The organism is Bacillus sp. Au-Bac7, from assembly GCF_021341655.1.
GTDB lineage: Bacteria > Bacillota > Bacilli > Bacillales > Cytobacillaceae > Niallia.
In genome coordinates this window covers 1-21,129 of the sequence record NZ_JAJTTG010000006.1, presented here as the reverse complement: position 1 = coordinate 21,129, position 21,129 = coordinate 1, and the positions used below count along the sequence as shown (strand labels likewise).

Here is a 21,129-nt window from a genome sequence, read left to right as displayed (position 1 = left end):
CTTTATATTACAAATAATCAATAAACCAATTATTAATATAATTCAAACGGGAAATGCGCAATGTTGGTTTGCCGCTTCTTGATAATTCATGATTAGATTCTGGGAAGCGGACAAATTTCGTTGTCTTTTTCTGCTTTTTAAGTGCAATAAACAACTGCTCTGCCTGCTCAATTGGACAACGGAAGTCCTTTTCACCGTGCAAAATTAACAGCGGAGTTTCAATATTATTGGCGTATGCTAACGGTGAATGCTTCCATAATGTTTCGATATCATTCAAGTCTGCTTTAATTTGCCAATCAGAGAAATAATAGCCGATATCACTAACACCATAGAAGCTGATCCAGTTGGAAATCGAACGCTGTGTAACTGCAGCCTTAAAGCGATTTGTATGGCCGACAATCCAGTTTGTCATAAATCCGCCATAGCTTCCTCCTGTTACTCCAAGGCGGGTTTTATCTATGAAATCAAAGTTTGCACATGCGTAGTCAACAGCATCCATTACATCCTCATAGTCCTTGCCGCCATAATCGCCTCTAACCGCATCGACAAAATGCTGACCATATCCGTGGCTTCCGCGCGGATTAATGAACAGCACGGCATAACCATTTGCTGCAAGTGTTTGAAACTCATGAAAATAGGAATTAGCATACATTGCGTGCGGACCGCCATGAATTTCAAGAACAAGAGGATATTTTTCTCCTTCCTTATAATCAGCAGGCTTCATCACCCAGCCATGTAATTGCCAGCCGTCTCTTGATGTCAGCTCGATTGGTTCTGCTGGTGCAAAGCTATGTGTTTCTGTAAATTCCTTATTCACATCTGTCAGTTTAACTGTTTCGCCTGTTTCTAAGTTCAGGCTGTATAAATCACCTGGTTCTGTCGGTTTGCTGATTGCAACAATCGCCTGCTTTAAGCTTCCGCCAGTAGACAGCCCGTACACATGCTGATTGTCAATCAGACTTGGATAGATTGCTCCCTCCTCATTGCCAAAATAAACAATAGTATTACCATGGTCTGTCGCAAGAAAAACAAAGCTATTATTATCCTCGCCCCATAGAATTCCTGGTGTAACTGCTCCTTGCTGAAAATCTCCAATCGCAAAATCGCCGACATTCACATCCCAATCTTCTGTTAAGCAGCGGAGCTCTTCCCTGTTCAAATCATAAACCCAGATTTTATACAAGGTAGCATTTTCGTATTCTCTACCGCTGCCAATAATGCCGATTTTTTGGCTGTTAGGCGACCAAGTTACTCTTCCAAATTGGCCATTGCTTTCTGTGATTTTCTTCCATTCTTTCGTTTCTAAGGCGTACAGATATACATCCGATTCGAAACTGAAGTCTTTATCCTCACTTTCATCTGCTGTAATAGCAAGATACTTTCCATCTGGAGACCAGCTTTCTAAGTAATAGTCATTTTCTCCTGAAGTGACTTCCTTCAGTTCTGCTGTTTCTTTATTTACGATTGCGATATGGCTGTAACTGCCATTCCAAAAGCCTGCACTGTCTGATTTATATTTCATCATATCCACTTCTAATGCTTGTGGTTTCTCTTCCGTCTTTTCGGTAATTTCCTTATCCTGAAGGCTTTCCTTTTTACCAATGCTCGTTTGGAACGCAATCTCACTGCCGTCAGCAGACCAAACAGGGTTAGAAGCACCATTGCGCACAAATGTAAGCTGCTTTGCTTCTCCGCCGTTTTTGTTCAGCACGTAAATTTGGTTTTTTCCGCTTCGATTCGAAACAAATGCGATTTCCTCGCAGTTTGGCGACCATCTTGGCGATGTGTTGCGATGCTCTCCAAACGTCCACTGATAGCTTTTGCTGCTGTCCTCTAAGCTCTGATAATAGATATTGGAGTAATAAGCATCCTTGTCTTCCGAAATGCCTGTCACTACATATAGAAATCCCTTCCCATCCGGGCTTGCTTGCGGATCAACAATTGATTTTAATTTGTATAAATCCTCAGACGTTACTTTTCTCGATTCTCCCATGTCACAATTCCTCCCTTTATTAGCTATATCTTATTTCGACATTAGAAATAAATTTCCTTCAGGAGCATTGCATTTAATTTCTTTTTTGAAAGAAAATAAGCGAAGGCCAAAAAAAGAGCTGCAGGATTTTTTATTTTACACAGCTTGAAAGGATCAGGCAAATATTGTACTATCTAAATAGAACATTTGTTCTTATAAAGATTTCAAGGAGAAGATTGACTATGACGCGCATACCGGAGAAGGATAGATATATTATGGAGCAAGCCATTTATCTTCCCATGCTGTTAACCGTTCTAAACCGCGACCTCCTGACAATCAAGCAGAGCAGTTTTAAACTAAAGCAGCCTTATATTGACCTTGTGGAAATTACGATGAAGACAATTCATACAGAACTTCGGGAAACAAAGGAATATATGCAAAAGCATAAGATGAAGGTGGAAGAGGTAAAAAGGGATGAAGCCTTCACGATGTATTTATTCCTATACAATGGTTACGAAGAATATCATAACTATTTCAACCCAAGGCTTCGCAATCGTGTCCAAGAGCTATTGGAATATTATCTGTACAAGCGGCATACCGGATGAGAGCAGTTTAACTTGTCTTATTACAGGGTATACATACTTTACAACGGATTTTCACTGTCTTCCTGATTGTGGCGGATTTTTGTTTGCAGCAAATTTGTTCTTAATATTTGGTTATTGAAGGTATGGAAAGATACATCGATAGACAGTCTTCGGTCATTGCGGAATATAACAGTCGTTTTACCTTCTCCCTCTACTACTCTGTCTGAAATATGATGAAGAAAAAACCACATGCATGCATGGTTTGAAGGAGAATGAGTGGGAAATGCATAAATAGTGCTTTTCGAATCAATGGATATCGGCAATTTATGCTGATAATTCATCAATGCCCTCGTACCCTTTCGTTTCCCCTCATATGTGCATCCGAAATACTCACAGCTTCGCTTAATTATTTTACCTGGCGCTAGTTTGCACATATAAATATTGGCTCCTTCATATATTTTAGAATAAACTTCGCCATTCTTCTGTAATTCAGGCAGGATTGCAAGCGTGTGATAATTCACTTCATACAGGTCGATATTTTTCCGTTTTTCAGCCATTATTGTTTCTCCTTTCTGGTAATTAGAGCACTGCTGTATTAACTTACATCGGTTGCATTATAGCATGTCAATTCCTAGAAATGTAAGCGGTTAGCGAATCGTCTTAAATAGTTCAAAAATCCGCTTTGTTTTCAAAATTTTTAAATTATTTTATTGATATTTTCTTATTTTTGCCATATAATATTAAAAAGGCATCAGGGGTGAGTCCAATGAATGAAAAGTCGTACACAGAGTTAACTAAGTTAAGTGCTATGAATAGACACAAAGCGAAAGAGACTTATGTGAAAGAACTTTACATCGACATGCTTCTTACTGAAATTCAATGGAATTTAGAGAAAGCCAGTTTAATGACTCAAATTGATCACGCCATAGACGAACGAAATGAAGCTGAATTTATTCGGCTGAGCAAACAATATACGGATTTATGTAAGCGCTTCGATAATTAAATTCCGCAGTAGGGCATCTATTTAGGACTTGTTAAGCATTCCTGATAGATGCCTTTTTTTGTGATTTTACTCATATAAAAAAAACGCTATCCCTTCATTAGAGATAAGCGTTTTTTTTGCCTAGTCAGTATTGTTCTTGATTAAAATACTCTTCTCTTCCAAGGCAGATATTCTTTCAAGCATCGTTGGATGGCTGTAGCGAAATACTTTAACAAGCAATGGCGGATTAACTTCGCTGAGGCCGGTTTTTGCAAGCTTTTGAAAGGTTGTTATTCCTGCTTCAGGATCTTCCGTTAAAGCAACTGCATAATTGTCTGCCCTCTTCTCCTCATATCTCGAAACAACATTAGCAAACGGATTTGCAATAAACAGCAGCATCGAAATAAGCAGTAGGACTAAAGGGAAGGATTGAATATCCTCAACCTTAGAAACTTTTAGAGCAGGACCGCACCTATTAATAATTAGGTTCATCAGCCTGTAAATGAGATAAAGGCCGAAAAATGACAGCACAAGAGACAAACCGATTCCAAAGTAAATATGCTTTTCAACATAATGTGCCATTTCATGGGCCATGACAAACAGAATCTCATTGTCTTTCAGTTCCTGAAGTGTAGTATCCCAAAGTACGATTCTCGAATTACTGCCAATTCCCGTTACATAGGCATTTAAGGCATTGGTTTTGTCTGACATATTCACCTCAAACACATGCTCTGCAGGGATGTTGGACTCTTTAGCCAATGCGAGGATTTTCTCCTCCAGCTTCTCATCACTTAAGGCAGTAAAGTTGTTATACAGCGGGTCAATGATGACTGGCTGGATAAATGTCATAAACAATGTAAATGGGACAGACAGCAGCCACGCATAAAGCCACCAGCGCTTTTTGCTTTTGCTCATCAGCCAATACAGGACGGTAAAAATAACAAAAACAGTTGCATAATTGACCCAAAAATCTATCAGCTCGTCTTTCATCCACGAAGGAAAGCTTTGTGTGGAAATATGATAATCTCGTGAAAGCTTATAGCCCAAATAGCTTAAAGGAAAGGAAACTGCATAAGCCATTAAATGGAGCCAAAACAAATAAATCGCTTTTTGGATGATTTTATATTTTCCTGACTCCTCTCCCCATTTGCGGAAGGCTTTTGAGAAGCCAAACAGCAGAATAAACAGATAGATCAGCCATTCAAAGGGAGTGGAAATAAAGAATAAAAAGTTCTTTAGTTTAGAATATTCCTCACTTAATCCCAGCTCTCTGCTATTCAGAAAGGCGGATGGATCTGCGGCGGATCCTTGGTATTCAAAAGGGAGCTTTGAATCTGCGAAATAAAACAAATACCAATAAAAAAATAAGCCGTACATGATGAATAATAATACTGAGTAAAAACCTATTTTTCTTGCCATTATTCCCCTCCTTGCCTTGTACAACCCTTGTTACTATTAATAAGACTAAAAGACGACATTTAGAACAAGAAGTTTTAAATGGACTAAACAACACCGCTAAACAAAAAAAGCACTGGGCTAATAAACCCAGTACAGCGGATTAATATATTAAATGAAGGAAGTCTTCCTTCGTGATATTGCCGAAATAATGCTTGATTGATGTTTCCTCAAGAGCCTTTTCTAGTTCACTGCGGTCATAGCGCAAACCAATCAGCTTGTTCTCAATGTCAGAAACATCGCCGACTCCAAAGAAATCACCATATATTTTACAGTTTTTAATGATTCCTTTTGCGACATCAAAGCGGACATCAACTTGTCCAACAGGGAAACGATGGGAATGCTGCAAATTGAACTTTGGTGATTTTCCATAATTCCAATCCCAGTTTTGGTAACGTTCCTTTGAAAGAGCATGGATGTTTTCCCAATCTTTTTCTGTTAGAACGTATTCCTGGATATTTTCTTCCCCTTCAAACAGGTAAGCCAAGATAAGGCGTTTAAATTCTTCAATTTCCATTTTCTCTCTCAGGAATTCTGTAATATTAGCAACACGGCTTCTGACAGATTTAATCCCTTTTGATTCGATTTTATCTTTTCTAACTTTTAATGCAGAAACAATATGATCCATTTCTGAATCGAACAACAGGGTGCCATGACTGAACATTCTCCCTTTTGTGGAGAATTGGGCATTCCCAGAAATCTTTCTGCCTTCTGCCAGCAAATCATTGCGGCCGCTTAACTCAGCATCAACACCCATGCTTTGCAGTGCCTTGACAACAGGCTCTGTAAATTTGCGGAAATTATGAAAACTGTCACCGTCATCCTTTGTGATAAAGCTGAAGTTCAAATTACCTTTATCATGGTAAACAGCCCCGCCGCCAGAAAGCCTTCTGACTACGTGAATTCCGTTTGACTCGACATATTCTGTGTTAATTTCTTCAATTGTGTTCTGGTTTTTGCCGATGATGATAGATGGTTCATTTATATAAAATAATAGGTATGTTTCATTAATATCGAGATTTTTCAGCGCATATTCTTCAATCGCCAAGTTAATGCGCGGATCTGTAATGCCCTTATTATCAATAAACAGCATATGTACACCCTCTTTTCCGTTATTCTGATTAAATATAGCATATCTTCTATTAAAAGAATAAACTAGCCCCTTTATACTATAACTAAAATTCGTCGAATTAGCACTTTATTTGTATCCTTTTTTCTTGTGGTAAAGTCAGGAATCTAAAACCTACTATTTAACTCAAAGAAAAGGCCGGGCTCCTTGCCCGGCCTTAACTCACAGGTTTATTCTGCTGCAGTCTCTGCAAACTGGCGTTTATGAGCAACTATGAAGTATAGAAGCGTACCAGCAATAAAGAAGATTGGGTACATTGCCAAAATCCTCGCATTATGCCACATAAAGTCGAAGTCTCCTGTCGAAATGACCGCCCTTAAGCCTGATACTGAATAAGACATTGGCAGCAATGCATGGATATGCTGCATAAAATCAGGTATAAGCTCTAACGGGAATGTTCCGCCGCTTGTTGTCAATTGGAAAATCAAGAGAAGGACAACGATGAAACGTCCTGGATTCCCCAAAATTGTCACAAAGAACTGAATGATAGAAAAGAATACGAGACTCGCAATAACCGTAAACAGAATAAATAATGGGATGCTCTGCACTTCCATTCCAAGCACCTTAAGCAGCACAAATGAAGCTACAAGTGCCTGCAGAATTCCCACCCCAGCAAGTATGACCGCTTTACTTAAGAACCAGCGCAGTCCGTTTTTAGGAACTCCTTCCGGCTCATTGAATGAGAACACGATAGAAAGCATTAATGCACCAACAAATAATCCTAATGAGATGAAATAAGGAGCCAATCCTGTTCCGTAGTTAGGAACATCTGAAACTTTTTCATCTGACACAGTAACTGGTTCTGCCATCATATCATACGTCTTATCATCAGAGTGGATAGAGCTTGCATCATCAGCACCATCTGCCAGCTTATCTGACAGCTCCTTGCTGCCTGTTGATAAGGAAGCAGTTCCATCTGCAAGATCCTTCGATCCGGATTCTAGCTTACTAGTCCCTTCAGATAAAGCACTAGAACCTGAAGACAATTGATTCATACCTGTCAGCAATGAATTAACTCCTGTCACAAGTTCATTAGAACCACTTGCAGCTTTAGAAAACTCTGTAGAGTATTGGTTCATGCCTGCAATAAACTGCTCCTGGCCTGCAACCTGCTGTTTAGAGCCATCCTCCAGCTGTGCAGTTCCATCTGCAAGCTGCTGAGCTCCAGCTTGAAGCTGCTGTTCTCCGTCACTTAACTGATTCAAGCCGGCAGATAAGCTTTGTCCTCCTTGAGCCAATTTATCTGCTCCTTGCTGAAGAGCTTGCGTGTTTGTCGCAATTTGGCCACTGCCGTCTACAAGACTTTGAAGTGCTACCTGAACTTCTTGCTTCTTATCCTCAGGCAACCCGTCAAGCATTGGCAGGATGGAATTTACTGTTTCCTGCACTTGTTTTGCTCCGTCATTTACTTGCAAGGCTCCGTCAGCTAACTTTTCAGAGCTGCTGCTCCACTCCTGCAGTCCTGAAGTAAGAGAGTTTGCGCCTGTTTTCAACTCATCTGTTCCTGCTATTAACGAAGGGATGCTGCTTTGTAGCTTTTCCGCTCCTTCTTTTGTTGAAGTGATACCATTTAAAATCGATTGGTCTCCGCCTTGCAGCTTAGCTGCTGCATCAGCGAGCTCTTTATGGCCGTCTTGCAGCTGACCTAATCCATCTGAAAGGCTTTCTGCTCCAGTCAGAAGCTCCTTTGCTCCAGAATTGGCTGTATTGATTCCATCTGTAAATTCAACCGATTTCTCGGCAAGTGTTTGCAAATTCTTATAAACTTCCTGTGTACCTTTATTGACCTTATCTGTTCCGTCACTAAGGTCCTTTGCTCCAGTGCTCGCATCTTCAAGCCCTGATGCCATTTTGCTTATATTTTCAAAAACAGATTCAGCATATGTCTCTGTTACTTCCTTGCCGACACCCTCCTTTATCTTTTCAACAGCTGAATTGCCGATTTGGGAGGAGATAAAATTAAAACCTGGATTAGAGACATATTTTAAATCCAATTTTTTCGGATTATCATCAAGCAATGTCGTTGCATTTTCAGAGAAATCCTTTGGTATTTCAATCAGCATATAATATTTCTGATTTTCTAACCCTTTGTAACCTTCCTCTTTATCTACAAACTGAAAGTCGAAATCCTTGCTGTCCTTCAGGTTGTCGACTAAATCTTTGCCGACCTCCAGTTTTTCATCATTCATTTCTGCACCGCTGTCCTCATTAACGACAGCAACTGGGAGCTTCTCTAAATGTCCATATGGATCCCAAAACGCCCATAGATATATTCCTGCATATAATATCGGAATAAATATAATGGCCAAGATGGAAATAAGCTTCATCCGATTTTTGAATATTGAGGTCAGCTCTGCTTTTAATAAATTTTGTTTCATGAAAACCACTCCATTTTACTGACCGTTTTGTTCATTTGGTCATTTTTATTTCTAAAAAAAGAGGACTATCTAGTAGACAATCCCTTTAATAAGGACCTTTCAACAGTTAAGGCGATCTCCTCTGACTGAAGGGGGGGATGGTTCTTTTCCCAATCAAAAATTAAGGAGATATACATTTTAAAGATAATAAATGAAGTCAGCTCAGGGTCACAAGGCTGTATTTCTCCTTTGCTGATAGCTTCTTGTACATGTCCCTTCATATAGCTAAGAATAGCGTTTTCCAGGCGGTTAAGTACTTCCTTCACTTCTAATGTTCCCATTTCCTTTTGCTCTTCAAACAACTTTATCGTAAGCTGATGCTCTTTTCTGTATTCAAGCATCCGAATTAGTGTCCGATGAACATTGTCCATAAAGCTAGAACCTGGATCAAAGGAGGCGTCTGCCTCTGCCTTCATTTCCAAAATAAGCCCTGTGATAATCTCATCAAAAAGCTGTTCCTTATTTTTGAAAAACGTATAAATAGTTCCTTTGCCGACATTTGCTATTTTCGCCACTTGGTCCATCGTTGTTGCTTTATAGCCAAACATAGAAAAGGACTTCGCAGCAGCTTCCAGTATCATCTTCTTCCGATCCATAGCCAAAATGCTTCACCTCAAGTCATGAAAAATAAGTCTGTATTTCTATTAAAAACTAAAAATGACCAAATGAGGAATTTGGTCATTTAGTACAGTTATGAATATAACATATCAAAAAAACTAGTGCAACAAGAGCGGCTGAATTTTTCTAAGAAAAATATCAGCCGCTAAAAAATTACTTATTTAGAGTGAACAGACAAGCTGTTTAAAACAACCGTTGCCAGCGCATCAATAAATTCAGGCTGTGCATTCGGCATTTCTGGTCTGTAGTAAGACGCACCGATATCTTTTGTAACAACAAGGCATTCATAGTCATTATCATATAGCACTTCAAGGTGGTCTGCCACAAAACCGACTGGCGTATAAACAAATGCTTTATATCCATGTTTTTCATAAAGATCTCTTGTTAAATCTTGAACATCTGGGCCAAGCCAAGGGTCTGGTGTGTTACCAGCACTTTGCCAGCCGATATAATAATTAGAAACACCAGCAGATTTTGCAATCAAATCAGCTGTTTCTTTCAATTGATCTGGATAAGGATCACCGTATTGAAGAATCTTTTCAGGCAAGCTGTGCGCTGAAACAATTAAAGCAGCATTGCTTCTTTCTTCTTCTGACATTTTGCTGAAAGTCTCCTGAACCTTTTTAGACCAATACTCGATGAACTTCGGCTCATCATACCAGCTTTCAACACTGTGAATAGTTAACCCGCCAAGCTCTTCGGCTGCTTGTTTCGCTCTGCCGTTATATGACTTAATGCTGAATGTGGAGAAATGTGGTGCTAATACAATACTTACCGCTTCCGTGATTCCGTCAGCATGCATGCTTTTAACAGCATCTTCGACAAATGGTTCAATATGCTTCAAACCGATGTACATCTTAAATTCAATATCTTCTTGAATGGAATTAAGATGGGCTTCGAGTCGTTCAGCCTGCTCCTGCGTAATTTTTGCCAGCGGAGAAATTCCACCTATTGCTTCATAGCGGCTTCTCAAGTCTTCCAACATCTCATCAGTTGGTCTTCTGCCATGTCTAATATGTGTATAGTATCTTTCGATATCTTCTTCTTTATATGGAGTTCCGTAGGCCATTACTAACAGCCCCATTTTTTTTCTGCTCATTTATTATCACTCATTTCTATAGTTTGATTGTCTATTAGGCTTTTTTTGCAGCTGAATACTCATGCACAAAGCTTGTCAGTTTTTTCAAGACAGCCGGGTCTACTTCCGGGAATACACCATGACCGAGATTAAAGATAAATCCGTCCTGCTGCATGCCTTGATCCAGTATTTCCTTCACTCTCTCTTCAATGACATTCCATGGTGCCAGTAGTACCGCTGGGTCAAGATTGCCTTGAACTGCTTTCGTCACTCCTAAGTCCCGCGCTTCTTTAATAGGCAGTCGCCAATCAAGCCCTACAACATCTAACGGGAGGCTGTTCCATTCAAGGGCAAGATGGCTAGCACCAACACCGTGCATAATAAGCGGTGTGTTTTCGCTTCTTAAATCAGTAAATATCTTTTCCATGACTGGCTTAATGAAAGTACGGTAATCCGCTACATTCAGTGCACCTACCCATGAATCAAAGATTTGAATAGCACTTGCTCCTGCATTTATCTGGGATTTTGCATATGTAACGACCATGCTTCCCAGCTTTTCCATCAATAAAGCCCAAGCCTCTGGCTGTGAGTACATAAAAGCTTTTGTCTTATGATAGTTTTTTGAAGGTCCGCCTTCAATCATATAGCTGGCTAGTGTAAATGGCGCTCCTGAAAAGCCGATTAACGGTACATCCAGCTGCTCTTCTGTCAATAATTTAATTGTGTCCAGCACATATTTAATATCTTGCTCAGGATTTAACACACCGAGCTTTGCTACGTCTTCCATTGATATAATAGGATTATCAATAACAGGGCCAATACCTGATTTAATCTCCACATCAACGCCGATTGCAGGAAGAGGTGTCATAATATCCTTGTATAGTACCGCCGCATCGACATTGTACTGATCGACAGGCAGCTTTGTAACATATGCACAAAGTTCTGGCTGATGGGTTATTTCAAAAAGAGAATACTTTTCTTTAATCGCTCTGTATTCTGGTTGGGAACGCCCAGCTTGACGCATATACCAGACAGGTACGAAGTCCGTTTTTTCCCCTTTTGCCGCCTTAATGAATGTATCTTTCAATTCCTTGCTCATTCTTAATATGTCCACCTTTCCGTTGCTTATGTTTTCCATTGTAATATATAAATCATAAATTCAAAAATAATTTAACTGTAATCATTATTAGATTATAATATTTATAAATAAAAAAGCAATAAAAAAGAATGTCTTTTTACAGACACTCACTATTTCCTTTTAATCTACAGTACTTTTGGATGTATAAATTAAATATATAACTTTTTCACTATCGTTGTATACAAAACTTGATAAATTGTCACAAAATAGACTAATTTACATCTTCTATCTTATTCCCATTTCGCTTTTGACCCAAACGCCACCAAGTAAATTTTGCGTATATTTCTTTTTTAGTCAGCCATTATAAAAAAGTATTACACCAATACAATTAAATTCCAAGGGAGCTTACAAATGAGAATAGCCGCACATGAAGCAAATGCATTGAATGAATTAACATTGAGCTGTGTCAACAGCATCACAAATATGGGCTATATGCTGCAGCATGTCCAAGATCCAGAGTTTAAATCCATCCTGCAAAGGCATTTCCCGCTTCATATTCGCGATTATAATATGAAGGTTGAATTCCTCAATAAAAGAGAAGGTGCAACGAAGGAGCTTCCTTTATTAAAGGAAGAAGCGAAGATGAATCAATTTACAGAAATGATCGCCCCGCAAGCTCCTCCTGTTCAGCCGAGAACGCTTGTAGAGAATATGAATGACAGAGAAATGGCCACTGCCTACCTGCTTACTTTAAAGCGTGCCGGCAGAGAATATGCTTGGAATGCAATGGAAATGGCAAATCCAGAAATACGCTCTTTTTGCCAGACAGCTTTCATGATGAGCTGCTCCCATGCCTATGACATGTGGCAGTATATGGTTAAAAAAGGCTATTATGTATTAGAACCAGCAGATGAAATGGCTGTTCAAAAAATGGGATCAATGTACTTGCTTGTCCCAGAAACAGACCAGCAAATGAACGGGTATATGATGAACCAAAATCCAACTGCAGGCCAAAGCAACCAACTGTACCAATAATACGAAGACAAGGCTGTTTGCAACTACAAGCAAACAGCCCTTGCTTTTTTGTTTCTTTAACATGCGAACTATAGTATCCTTGAAGCATGAAAACGCACTTTTCAAAAGGAAACTCACGAAGGAGGCTGCTATGAATATTTATTTAGCAAGCGGGACGTATGATTTTTTAGTAAAGAAATACGCTGCCAAAATTGATCAGCAATCTCTGATTGCGATGCAGGTACTAGGCAGTGACAGCGCTTTATTAGTGCATGAAACTTTGTCATCGTCTATCTTTGCTGCCCCGAGAAAATATGAGACAGCAGGAAGCAACGGAGATTTTTCCGGGAAAAGATTTGCCGTTATGAATCATATTCCTGTCACAGATGAGCATAAGCCATTATTTGAGCAGAATATGAAGCGGTCATTAGAACAAATGGGACAGCAAATAAGTGCATACCGGTTGCTGCGCCCTGTAAAAGGAGATACCTATATCATCCTGTCACTTTGGGCAGAAAGACGTGACTTTATCGTCTGGAAGCAGAAACATCAGAATCCTGATTCACCTATCACAGGCGATCCGACAAACGGCGGAATCCTCCAGCATACTATGTTCAACGGCAAGGCCTATTTGCTCGAGCTTACGATTGCCGAAAAAGGAGCAGTTTAGCTCCTTTTTTTGATAACTCCATTCCTGTTAGCATAAACAGCTGCCTGTGTTCTGTCGGATACATTTAGTTTTGCAAGAATATTGCTTACATGTGTTTTCACGGTTTTAACCCCAATGTAAAGCTCCTCACTGATTTCTTGGTTTGTCATTCCTTCTCCAAGACACATCAGCACCTCAAGCTCCCGCTCTGTTAAATCATCATGCCGTTTCTTTTCACTCGGCCGCAGCTTTTTCAGCATAACACTTGCTACTTTCGGTTCAATAACTGTTTCTCCGGCAACTGCTTTACGAATTGCCTGGACAATCTCATGAGCACTTGCTGTTTTTAAAAGATAACTGAACGCCCCTGCTTCAATGGCTGGAATAACTTGTGCCTCATCATAATAGCTTGTAATAATGATTATTTTGCAGCCAGGATATTCCTTCAGTATCCCTTTTGTCGCTTCAATTCCATTTCCTTTTTCCATTAATAAATCCATCAAAACGACATCCGGCTTTTTCATCACTGCAAGCTTGACTGCTTCCTGTCCGCCAGTCGCTTCAAAGACAAGCTCTATTTCCTTTTCTGTCTGCAAATACGAAATCAAACCTTTTCTTACCATATCATGATCATCTACTACAGCTACCTTAATCATGCTTTTCCCCCTTTTAAAGGAACACGAATGTCAATATATGTCCCGCTCCCAACTTTAGATCGTATTTCCATGACACCGCCGATTTCTTCACATCTTTCACGCATAGTTTTCAAACCATAGGAAGTGATTTTTTCTACAGAAAGATCAAAGCCATGTCCATTATCACTAATATGTAAGTAAGCGTAGTTGCTTTTGTCTTCCAAGATAATTTGCACCTTGCTTGCATGGGAATGGCGCAGCACATTTGACAGCGCCTCCTGCACTATGCGAAAGAGATGCTCCTGCCCGGCAGTCGACAAATCATCTATTTCATCAATGCTTGCTGCAAACTGTAAGCTCGTTTTTCCCTTCAGCTCTTGTATCAGCTTTATAATACCGTCACATAAGCTGTCATTGCTAAGTTCAATCGGCCGTAAGTGCAGCAATAATGCCCGCATCTCCCCTTGTGCCTTGCCCGCAATTCCGATGATTTCCTCCAGCTGTTTCTTAGCAAGCGCCGGATTAGAATCAAAAACTTTGAAGGCAGCTGATGACATCATGTTTAGTGCAAACAACTGCTGGCTGACTACATCATGAAGATCCCTTGCTAACCGCTGTCTTTCCTCCATGACGGCAGCAGTATGAGCAGTCTGTGCCAAGTTTATTTTTTCATCAGCAAGGCGTTGCAGAGAATTTGCTTGTTCACTCATATGAACTGCCAATCGGTTAAGTTCACCCCTTATATCTTCTGGCATACCGTTTTCTTCAGCCGCTATCCTTTCCGTATACTTTCCTCTGCTTAATGCTGACACAAACAGTAGGATATTTGCACACTCTTTATTAATGATGCTGTTTGCTTTAATAGAGAAATAAATGCCGACTGCAGTAGTAAAGGTGAAACTGCACGCGAATATAAGCAGTATAACGGTCGTAGAAAACGGAGCTTGCGGGTTTAAAAATAAATAGAGCTGCATACCAATAAACAGCAGCAAAGAACTAATAACACTAGTCATAAAATAGCTGTAAAACTGCCCGTACAGAAAACCTTTTCTTTCTCTCCACATCAGATTAGCACCTCTACACTTTCTTTACTGTTACATCGCCGATATTTAAATAAATATGCAAGCTGAGTTTTCTAACAGCCTCATCATAATCAGGAGACTTGTAGACTAGTTTATTTCCTAAGCCATCCTTGCTTTGCTCCAAGATTTGTAAGTCACCGATTTTCACTTCCCCTTCAATCCGCACTGGCAGATTATCAGGAATAATAATCTTAACATCGCCTATCCATCCGCTGATTTCTATATGTGTTTCTTTATCTGGTATATATGCCTTGCTGAAATCAATAAAGTAATTACCGATTGTATTATGCATTGTCATCGGCTCAGCAGGCCAATTTTCTGTATTGATTTTGACGTCTCCTACTAGAGAAAAAGCTCTTTTTTTCTTTCCTTCCGGCTTTTGCTTGATATGGATTGATGGTTTTCCGAAAACCTTATCCTCTTTCGCCCAATTTACATTAGTGACAACAAGAAATTTTGACTTCTTAAACATCATACTTAAAGCAGCAATGATCATTATAAGCGGCCACAGCTTCCAAAAGTCCATAAAAGCAAATGTAAATAAGTGCAGCCGGTCAAGGCATAATAACCCGGCAAAAACAAGGATGAAAATGGCCAGAAAAGTATTAGTCGCTCTTTTTCTTATACCGCTGATTAACAATACAACTCCGTAAACAAGCAGCAGAAATGGGTATAATACGACAAAAAGCTGTTTTATTTCCAAGGAAATGACACCAAGGTTAACAAGAAGAAGGACTATGCCGACAACAAGCAAGCAGAATGAAAACATGATTTGTGCTAAAGATTTCCCCATATGTACCCTACCTTCTATATTGAAACTAGCAAATAACTGCTAGTTTTTAAGAAATTTTTCCAGTCAATAGCATTATTGTACTACTAATCTCTCTTTAATTGTTCAATCCTGCGGCGTTTTTTTCTCCAACTAGAGAAGGAGATTTTAGAGATACCATTTACTTCCTATAAAAGAAAATGATTCTCTAATCACCCAATCCTATCCTCCTTCATAATCTGTAATTAAATCCGGTCTTAGTCATTTGCCTAAGCTTCATGTCGGATTAGAAGGGAGTCTTCGTCAATGGGTATAGAATTAACGGCACTTCATTGGATTTACGTTTTATTTATTCTATTCATTATAGGCTTCATGATAATGAGAAGAGACACTACAATCGTGTGCATTGTCGGAATTTTTTTATTGGCACTTACTGCTACAGGTTCTTTAAGCGGCTCTATCAGCACGATATTTAATAGTTTCATTTATGCCATAACAGAATTGCTACCAACCATAGCCGTCATCTCCATCATTGTCGCTATGAGTAAAATCCTCACCAAAACCGGAATAAATGATGTGATGATTTCACCGTTTGCAAAATGGATACGAACCCCCAGTTTAGCCTACTGGGTCATCGGCTTACTTATGATGATTATTTCCTTTTTCTTCTGGCCGTCACCTGCAGTCGCACTGATTGGGGCTGTTCTTCTTCCTGTTGCTGTCAGAGTAGGTCTTCCTGCGATTGCAGTTGCGATGGCCAACAAAAGGTGCTTAAAGCAGCGGATTTTATATAAAAAAACACCCCTAAATCATTAGATTTGACATCTAACAACTTAAAGGCTGTCTAGTGTTTAAGTTTATATATATAGCTAACCTTCCATTTTTTTTAATGTGAAGCCTATTTTCTTTAATGCTCGCTCAAGATTAGCTTCAATCGGTATATTTTGGAAGTTGATATTTGTTTTCGTTGCTTTTAAAGCTATATCAGGACTCAAACCAGTTAGTATTGGGTTGACACCAATCAGCCCTAAAAGATCCACAATTTTTAGTAAATAGCTGCTTTCCAAATTATTAATTTGACTAATACCTGATAAATCTATTATTAAATATTCCAACGAAAGCTGCTGACTTTTCGTTAAAGCTAACAAAATGATATTTTCTGCTGTTTCTTCCCGTATTAAGCCAATAATCGGCAGTATGGCTACACCTTTCGTTAAAGGGACAAATGGTGCAGATAATTGTTGTATTTGCTTGTTTGCATTATCCAAATCAAGCACATAGGATAACAACGATGCCATTGTCTCAAACAGCTCGATATGTTCATTTTCAAATTTAAAGTTTTTAGTATCTAACCCACATATTGTTCCGTAATTTTCTCCATCTCCTGTATAAATTGGAATACCAATAAAACAGCCGCTTCCTAATTTTTTTGTAACCGCTAATGATTTAGTTACATCACTTTTCGTAATATCTCTAATCACAAGAATTTTACGACCATAATCTACACTTAACTTGCAAAAAGTTTCATTAAAAGGGGTGGTTTCCCCTTCTTCCAATAAAATATTATCTTTGTTTAAAACTTTCACAATTTCGTTTGATTGATTATCATTTTTTGCGATAAATAGTGTATTAATATCTATAAATTTACTCATCATTTTAAGAATAGTAGAAGCTGCCTCATCAAAATTCTTAAAAATTTTCAAATCATTATTATATTCAAAAATATCCATTTACTGCTCCCTAATATTATTAGTTATTTAATTACCACGGGATTTATATTAAATCATTTATTATAACTCACGGCTAGTACATCATCCTTTCATGATGAGTAAAGTTTTTTAAAGTAAAGAATTATTCTCACATATAATTGCAGATTTTCTTTAGATAGACTTATTAACTCGTTATTTCCTATTGCTCCATTACAAACTAATAATTCACATACCCTTCTAAAGACCTAATAATCCATCAAACATTAAAATTCACACCAAAAAGCACCCTTAAAAGGATGCCTAACCGTTTATATTTATGTTTGCTTACAATTAATATATCTTAGCACTGTAAAAAAGAGGTTATGTAACCTCTTTTTTTGGCGGCTCTTCACTATTTCGTTTATTGAGCTGGTCTGTATACTCTATTTCACACTCGATGCTGCAAAAGTATCCATAAAGGTCAGGTTTCTTTTTACATCCTTCGTTTAAACATAATCTATCTTTACTCATGCATGTGCCTCCATTTTACGAACCTTTTTGGCCATCATCCTTCTTCATACTTTGTTTTTTCGAAAGACTTCGAATGACGCCTGGCAGCAGATGTTTATTTACTGCGGCTGCTAATTTTTCTGCCGGAACTTTTATCATAAGATCGCCTCCGCTTACATTTTATGAGCAACAGGCTGTCTATTATGTTAGGAAGCAATCTTAGTAATAAAGTTCGTATTATTGGACAAAATAATAGAGCTTTAATAATTATTGACTTTTCTCATTTCGCGAACTTCACCACTGAAATACTCAGGGACAATACAAAATTATTATAGAATTTTCGTTCCCTTTTCCATAATGGTAAATTTCATTGGGTTCTTCCATTCGAAACTTCTCTGCTTTCATAACTTATATATTGTTCATTCTTACTATTCTAGCTCTTTTGTGATAGTCTTCCATACCTCCTCTTCGCGTTATGCAAACTTAATACACCCTATATTTTTCTCACTTTGCGAATATAAATATTATATTTCTCTTTTTGTGAATTTTCACTACGTTTTTAAAAAATTAGTCTAATATTGATACTAAAGGAGGGTTGGCCATGGGTGAGATAATGGGAAAAAGATTGCGTTTGCTAAGAGAAAAGAGTGGTTTATCACAAAAGTTTGTTGCTGAAAAAATTGGCGTGAAAAATAATACTCTGTCCGGATATGAATCAGGTAATCGGGAACCTGACTCAGAAACACTAACTAAATTAGCTGACTTTTACGAAGTATCTACCGATTATCTTCATGGCAGATCCGATAATACAAAAAGTTTTACAGCTGAAAATAATTATTCTATAAATGAAATAAACAAATTAATAAAACAATATGGCTTTGAGCAAATGAGACTTTTTGACATAGAACAATGGAAAATTCTATCTCCGCAAGATGTAAAAATAGTGGAAGAACACTTTAAAATGATTGTAAAACTTGCGAAAGAGCGTAAAGCAGAAAGTAATAACGCACCTGGGACGATTTAGCTTCCAGGTGCTATTTTTATTTTACGGTGATATTCCCTAAACCATTTACAGCACCAGCCATACTAAATAAGCTGCCATCATATATTAAATTAATGATAAGCATGTTTTTTATCTTTTCAAGTGAAAAAATACGCTGAAAAGAAGGAGGAAATCACCAATGAAAGCAGCATTGTACACTCGAGTATCCAAAGACGAGCAATTTCGAGACGGCTACAGTATTGCATCACAGAAGGATCATGGTATTAACTTTATCAAGTCACAAAGATGGGAATTATACGATATTTTTGTAGAAGAAGGTGTTAGTGCAAAGAACTTAAACCGCCCGGAAATTCAGCGATTAATTTCAGATGCAAAGGAGCATAAATTTAATGTGGTCGTCTTTTACAAGCTTGACCGTCTTGTCCGATCTGTTAGAGATTTAGATGATCTTCTTCAACTTTTTGATGAGAATAATATTGCGATTAGGTCGGTAACAGAACCGTTCGACACAACCACAGCAATTGGCCGCTTCTTAATAACATTAGTGGCTGCCATCGCACAGTGGGAACGTGAAACAATATCAGAACGTGTAGTTGTTAATATGACCAAAAAAGCTTTATTAGGCGAACGTAATGGCGGGAAAGCCCCTTTTGGATATAGCTATCAAAATGGAGAGCTTGTTATTAACGAGGAAGAAGCTTGCTTCGTAAAGGATATTTTCAGACTTTATAATAGTGGTAATGGCATGCGTAACATCTCCTTATATCTCCAGCACTTAGGGATTAAAAAGGACATACGAACAATAGGAAAAATGATAGATAACCCTGTGTACATGGGTAAGCTTAGATGGGGAAATAATTCCGATTTAGATGTGATTATTTCTGATGATGTTAAGCATCCAGCCATTATTGATGAGACTACATTCAATCTTGCTCAACGGTACAGGCAGCAAAGAGCAAAAGAAGGAAAAAAAGCTACTTCTCCCTTTCATTTCTCTGGAGTGTTACGATGTGCAAGATGTGGCAGTTCCTTATCTGGATACACAAAAAAATCCCGTGGTAGCAAGCATTATATATGTATTACTAAAAAGAACGGCGGCAATTGCAATCTCCCAATGATTACAGAAAAAGTACTAACAACTGAGTTATTCCACAACCTGTCAGCAGATGATTCAGAACGTTATCTACAATTTTCACAAGAAGATTTAAAAAATTACCCTATTGAACAACCACACGACCAATCACAAATGATAGATACATTTAAAAAAGACCTGGCTGCCATAAGGACTCGCAAAAAAAACTGGTTGATGGCATTAGGCAATAACGTTATTTCGCAAGAAGAGTATCTAGAAATGACTCAAGAGGATACGAAGAAAGAAGCATTACTTTCTGAAGAACTTAACAGCATGGTGGAGGAATATGCTCCATTAGATTATCACTCTGTTCTATCTCTATTTAGTAACCTCCCTCAAATGTGGGTGACAGCAAGTGATTTTGAAAAGAAAAGCTTTATAAATGACCTGTTCCAAACGATAACAATAGATGTGCCTGCCAACTACCGCAGAGCTCCCGGCAAAACTCCCTCTATCATTATTAAACACTTCAAGCTTAACTAAAAGGACTCTTTGATGGCTATACCAGTTGCAATGGCAATGAACCTGTTCGGTCATGGCATTGCCTTATCCGGTGACTATGTCATTCAAGCAGCACCAAAGCTGACAGCAGACGCAGCAGGCATTTCTGTCGAATCTGTCATGCAAGCAAGCATTCCCCTTGTCATAGTCATGGGGCTTGTGACAACACTCACTGCATTTTTCTTAATAAAAAGAGATATAAAAAGCGGCAAGCTTACACATAAAACAGGCGTTACCAGCTCTGAGACAACAATCCTTCCAAAAAAAGAGAGCTATTTACTGTCCAAAACACAAAAACGTTTTTTCTCCATTCTAATTCCCATTCTCTTTGTGCTTGATGTTGTTGCAATGTATATACTCAATCTCCAAGGCGGTGATGCTACAGCCTTGGTAGGTGGAACGTCTATTTTTATCCTTGTTCTTATTACCCTTGTCAGCTATAAAAACAAAGGACTTGAAAAAACAACAAGCTACTTAATTGAAGGGTTCCAGTTTGGCTTTAAAGTGTTTGGTCCTGTTATTCCAATCGCCGCATTTTTCTATCTCGGCGACTCTGGGTTCACTTCAATCGTCGGCGACCATCTTCCCGATTCCTCACTAGGACTCGTCAATGACCTTGGTGTCGCATTAGCCTCAACCGTTCCACTTACAAAAGAAATAGGCGCCATTACTTTAACAGCAGTAGGTGTCATCACAGGTCTGGACGGCTCCGGCTTCTCAGGCATTTCCCTTGCAGGTTCCATTGCCGGCTTATTTGCCCACGCGATTGGCACTGGTATTAGCACTTTGACAGCGCTTGGGCAGATTGCAGCGATTTGGGTTGGCGGAGGTAC

20 protein-coding genes and 2 pseudogenes are annotated in these 21,129 nt (G+C 38.7%); 8 read left to right on the top strand and 14 right to left on the bottom strand.

Translation table 11 applies throughout. From position 1 onward, the window contains the following. Positions 1-7: 7 nt before the first annotated feature. The gene (locus tag LXM54_RS18085; RefSeq protein ID WP_233316650.1) at positions 8-1,993 is read right to left on the bottom strand and encodes an alpha/beta hydrolase family protein; all 1,986 of its coding nucleotides are present in this window, start codon (positions 1,991-1,993) and stop codon (positions 8-10) included. Between the two features lie 221 nt (positions 1,994-2,214). Here LXM54_RS18085 and LXM54_RS18080 point away from each other — a divergent pair, with 221 nt between their 5' ends. After that, positions 2,215-2,577: a hypothetical protein gene (locus LXM54_RS18080; RefSeq protein ID WP_233316649.1), complete on the top strand. Its 363-nt coding sequence runs from the start codon at positions 2,215-2,217 to the stop codon at positions 2,575-2,577. Positions 2,578-2,615: 38 nt separating this feature from the next. Here LXM54_RS18080 and LXM54_RS18075 read toward each other — a convergent pair whose 3' ends face one another. After that, positions 2,616-3,113 carry a competence protein ComK gene (locus tag LXM54_RS18075; protein WP_233316648.1) on the bottom strand — a complete coding sequence of 166 codons (498 nt, stop codon included), beginning with the start codon at positions 3,111-3,113 and terminating at the stop codon, positions 2,616-2,618. Between the two features lie 209 nt (positions 3,114-3,322). On the opposite strand from LXM54_RS18075, the gene LXM54_RS18070 reads away from it, so the two are divergent. Beyond that, positions 3,323-3,559 carry an IDEAL domain-containing protein gene (locus tag LXM54_RS18070; protein WP_233316647.1) on the top strand — a complete coding sequence of 79 codons (237 nt, stop codon included), beginning with the start codon at positions 3,323-3,325 and terminating at the stop codon, positions 3,557-3,559. 120 nt (positions 3,560-3,679) lie between these two features. Here the strand turns inward: LXM54_RS18070 and LXM54_RS18065 are convergent, their stop codons facing one another. From LXM54_RS18065 to hemE, 6 genes are all read right to left on the bottom strand, one after another. Then, on the bottom strand, positions 3,680-4,957 hold the full coding sequence (locus tag LXM54_RS18065; protein WP_233316646.1) for a M48 family metallopeptidase: 1,278 nt from the start codon (positions 4,955-4,957) through the stop codon (positions 3,680-3,682). 139 nt (positions 4,958-5,096) lie between these two features. Next, positions 5,097-6,086 (bottom strand): lipoate--protein ligase, encoded by a 990-nt coding sequence (locus tag LXM54_RS18060; RefSeq protein ID WP_233316645.1) that lies wholly within the window; start codon positions 6,084-6,086, stop codon positions 5,097-5,099. Between the two features lie 206 nt (positions 6,087-6,292). Next, entirely contained in the window at positions 6,293-8,500 is a 2,208-nt protein-coding gene (locus LXM54_RS18055) for a YhgE/Pip domain-containing protein (protein ID WP_233316644.1), read from the bottom strand. 65 nt (positions 8,501-8,565) lie between these two features. Continuing rightward, positions 8,566-9,141, bottom strand: coding sequence for a TetR/AcrR family transcriptional regulator (locus LXM54_RS18050; RefSeq protein WP_233316643.1), 576 nt, complete (start codon positions 9,139-9,141; stop codon positions 8,566-8,568). Positions 9,142-9,314: 173 nt separating this feature from the next. Then, a complete protein-coding gene (gene hemH, locus LXM54_RS18045) occupies positions 9,315-10,256 on the bottom strand; it encodes a ferrochelatase (RefSeq protein WP_233316642.1) in 942 nt (313 codons plus the stop codon). 34 nt (positions 10,257-10,290) lie between these two features. Beyond that, the gene (hemE, locus tag LXM54_RS18040) at positions 10,291-11,334 is read right to left on the bottom strand and encodes a uroporphyrinogen decarboxylase (RefSeq protein ID WP_233316641.1); all 1,044 of its coding nucleotides are present in this window, start codon (positions 11,332-11,334) and stop codon (positions 10,291-10,293) included. Positions 11,335-11,724: 390 nt separating this feature from the next. Between hemE and LXM54_RS18035 the strand changes: the two genes are divergently transcribed. Together LXM54_RS18035 and LXM54_RS18030 are read left to right on the top strand one after the other, a co-directional pair. Then, positions 11,725-12,348: a spore coat protein gene (locus LXM54_RS18035; RefSeq protein WP_233316640.1), complete on the top strand. Its 624-nt coding sequence runs from the start codon at positions 11,725-11,727 to the stop codon at positions 12,346-12,348. 130 nt (positions 12,349-12,478) lie between these two features. Further along, a complete protein-coding gene (locus tag LXM54_RS18030; RefSeq protein ID WP_233316639.1) occupies positions 12,479-12,997 on the top strand; it encodes an antibiotic biosynthesis monooxygenase family protein in 519 nt (172 codons plus the stop codon). Here LXM54_RS18030 and LXM54_RS18025 read toward each other — a convergent pair. Genes LXM54_RS18025 through liaF form a run of 3 tightly spaced genes read right to left on the bottom strand, consistent with a single transcriptional unit; the run spans position 12,994 to position 15,486 of the window. Continuing rightward, entirely contained in the window at positions 12,994-13,632 is a 639-nt protein-coding gene (locus LXM54_RS18025) for a response regulator (protein WP_233316638.1), read from the bottom strand. The genes LXM54_RS18030 and LXM54_RS18025 overlap by 4 nt on opposite strands. Then, positions 13,629-14,675, bottom strand: coding sequence for a sensor histidine kinase (locus tag LXM54_RS18020; protein ID WP_233316637.1), 1,047 nt, complete (start codon positions 14,673-14,675; stop codon positions 13,629-13,631). The genes LXM54_RS18025 and LXM54_RS18020 overlap by 4 nt, the downstream gene beginning before the upstream one ends. Positions 14,676-14,688: 13 nt before the next feature. After that, positions 14,689-15,486 (bottom strand): cell wall-active antibiotics response protein LiaF, encoded by a 798-nt coding sequence (liaF, locus tag LXM54_RS18015; RefSeq protein ID WP_233316636.1) that lies wholly within the window; start codon positions 15,484-15,486, stop codon positions 14,689-14,691. A gap of 282 nt (positions 15,487-15,768) precedes the next feature. Between liaF and LXM54_RS18010 the strand changes: the two are divergent. Continuing rightward, a pseudogene (locus LXM54_RS18010) lies at positions 15,769-16,221 on the top strand (hypothetical protein); the annotation flags it as partial. A gap of 110 nt (positions 16,222-16,331) precedes the next feature. On the opposite strand, the gene LXM54_RS18005 reads toward LXM54_RS18010, so the two are convergent. The 3 genes from LXM54_RS18005 to LXM54_RS28050 form a co-directional block, all read right to left on the bottom strand. Further along, positions 16,332-17,192, bottom strand: coding sequence for an STAS domain-containing protein (locus LXM54_RS18005; RefSeq protein ID WP_233316635.1), 861 nt, complete (start codon positions 17,190-17,192; stop codon positions 16,332-16,334). Between the two features lie 339 nt (positions 17,193-17,531). Continuing rightward, positions 17,532-17,681 carry a hypothetical protein gene (locus LXM54_RS18000; RefSeq protein WP_233316634.1) on the bottom strand — a complete coding sequence of 50 codons (150 nt, stop codon included), beginning with the start codon at positions 17,679-17,681 and terminating at the stop codon, positions 17,532-17,534. A 15-nt stretch (positions 17,682-17,696) separates the two neighbouring features. Continuing rightward, positions 17,697-17,819 carry a hypothetical protein gene (locus LXM54_RS28050; protein ID WP_267913438.1) on the bottom strand — a complete coding sequence of 41 codons (123 nt, stop codon included), beginning with the start codon at positions 17,817-17,819 and terminating at the stop codon, positions 17,697-17,699. 442 nt (positions 17,820-18,261) lie between these two features. On the opposite strand from LXM54_RS28050, the gene LXM54_RS17995 reads away from it, so the two are divergent. The 3 genes and pseudogenes from LXM54_RS17995 to LXM54_RS17985 all read left to right on the top strand — a co-directional run. Then, positions 18,262-18,684 (top strand): helix-turn-helix domain-containing protein, encoded by a 423-nt coding sequence (locus LXM54_RS17995; protein ID WP_233316633.1) that lies wholly within the window; start codon positions 18,262-18,264, stop codon positions 18,682-18,684. A 157-nt stretch (positions 18,685-18,841) separates the two neighbouring features. Then, positions 18,842-20,278 carry a recombinase family protein gene (locus LXM54_RS17990; protein WP_233316632.1) on the top strand — a complete coding sequence of 479 codons (1,437 nt, stop codon included), beginning with the start codon at positions 18,842-18,844 and terminating at the stop codon, positions 20,276-20,278. 9 nt (positions 20,279-20,287) lie between these two features. Next, positions 20,288-21,129 (top strand): annotated as a pseudogene (locus tag LXM54_RS17985) (hypothetical protein); the annotation flags it as partial.

What these genes read in the sequence shown, in the direction of transcription:
- LXM54_RS18085 (WP_233316650.1), bottom strand. Translation starts at nt 1,993, where the DNA reads ATGGGAGAATCGAGAAAAGTAACGTCTGAGGATTTATACAAATTAAAA.
- LXM54_RS18080 (WP_233316649.1), top strand. Translation starts at nt 2,215, where the DNA reads ATGACGCGCATACCGGAGAAGGATAGATATATTATGGAGCAAGCCATT.
- LXM54_RS18075 (WP_233316648.1), bottom strand. Translation starts at nt 3,113, where the DNA reads ATGGCTGAAAAACGGAAAAATATCGACCTGTATGAAGTGAATTATCAC.
- LXM54_RS18070 (WP_233316647.1), top strand. Translation starts at nt 3,323, where the DNA reads ATGAATGAAAAGTCGTACACAGAGTTAACTAAGTTAAGTGCTATGAAT.
- LXM54_RS18065 (WP_233316646.1), bottom strand. Translation starts at nt 4,957, where the DNA reads ATGGCAAGAAAAATAGGTTTTTACTCAGTATTATTATTCATCATGTAC.
- LXM54_RS18060 (WP_233316645.1), bottom strand. Translation starts at nt 6,086, where the DNA reads ATGCTGTTTATTGATAATAAGGGCATTACAGATCCGCGCATTAACTTG.
- LXM54_RS18055 (WP_233316644.1), bottom strand. Translation starts at nt 8,500, where the DNA reads ATGAAACAAAATTTATTAAAAGCAGAGCTGACCTCAATATTCAAAAAT.
- hemH (WP_233316642.1), bottom strand. Translation starts at nt 10,256, where the DNA reads ATGAGCAGAAAAAAAATGGGGCTGTTAGTAATGGCCTACGGAACTCCA.
- hemE (WP_233316641.1), bottom strand. Translation starts at nt 11,334, where the DNA reads ATGAGCAAGGAATTGAAAGATACATTCATTAAGGCGGCAAAAGGGGAA.
- LXM54_RS18035 (WP_233316640.1), top strand. Translation starts at nt 11,725, where the DNA reads ATGAGAATAGCCGCACATGAAGCAAATGCATTGAATGAATTAACATTG.
- LXM54_RS18030 (WP_233316639.1), top strand. Translation starts at nt 12,479, where the DNA reads ATGAATATTTATTTAGCAAGCGGGACGTATGATTTTTTAGTAAAGAAA.
- LXM54_RS18025 (WP_233316638.1), bottom strand. Translation starts at nt 13,632, where the DNA reads ATGATTAAGGTAGCTGTAGTAGATGATCATGATATGGTAAGAAAAGGT.
- LXM54_RS18020 (WP_233316637.1), bottom strand. Translation starts at nt 14,675, where the DNA reads ATGTGGAGAGAAAGAAAAGGTTTTCTGTACGGGCAGTTTTACAGCTAT.
- liaF (WP_233316636.1), bottom strand. Translation starts at nt 15,486, where the DNA reads ATGGGGAAATCTTTAGCACAAATCATGTTTTCATTCTGCTTGCTTGTT.
- LXM54_RS18005 (WP_233316635.1), bottom strand. Translation starts at nt 17,192, where the DNA reads ATGGATATTTTTGAATATAATAATGATTTGAAAATTTTTAAGAATTTT.
- LXM54_RS18000 (WP_233316634.1), bottom strand. Translation starts at nt 17,681, where the DNA reads ATGAGTAAAGATAGATTATGTTTAAACGAAGGATGTAAAAAGAAACCT.
- LXM54_RS28050 (WP_267913438.1), bottom strand. Translation starts at nt 17,819, where the DNA reads ATGATAAAAGTTCCGGCAGAAAAATTAGCAGCCGCAGTAAATAAACAT.
- LXM54_RS17995 (WP_233316633.1), top strand. Translation starts at nt 18,262, where the DNA reads ATGGGTGAGATAATGGGAAAAAGATTGCGTTTGCTAAGAGAAAAGAGT.
- LXM54_RS17990 (WP_233316632.1), top strand. Translation starts at nt 18,842, where the DNA reads ATGAAAGCAGCATTGTACACTCGAGTATCCAAAGACGAGCAATTTCGA.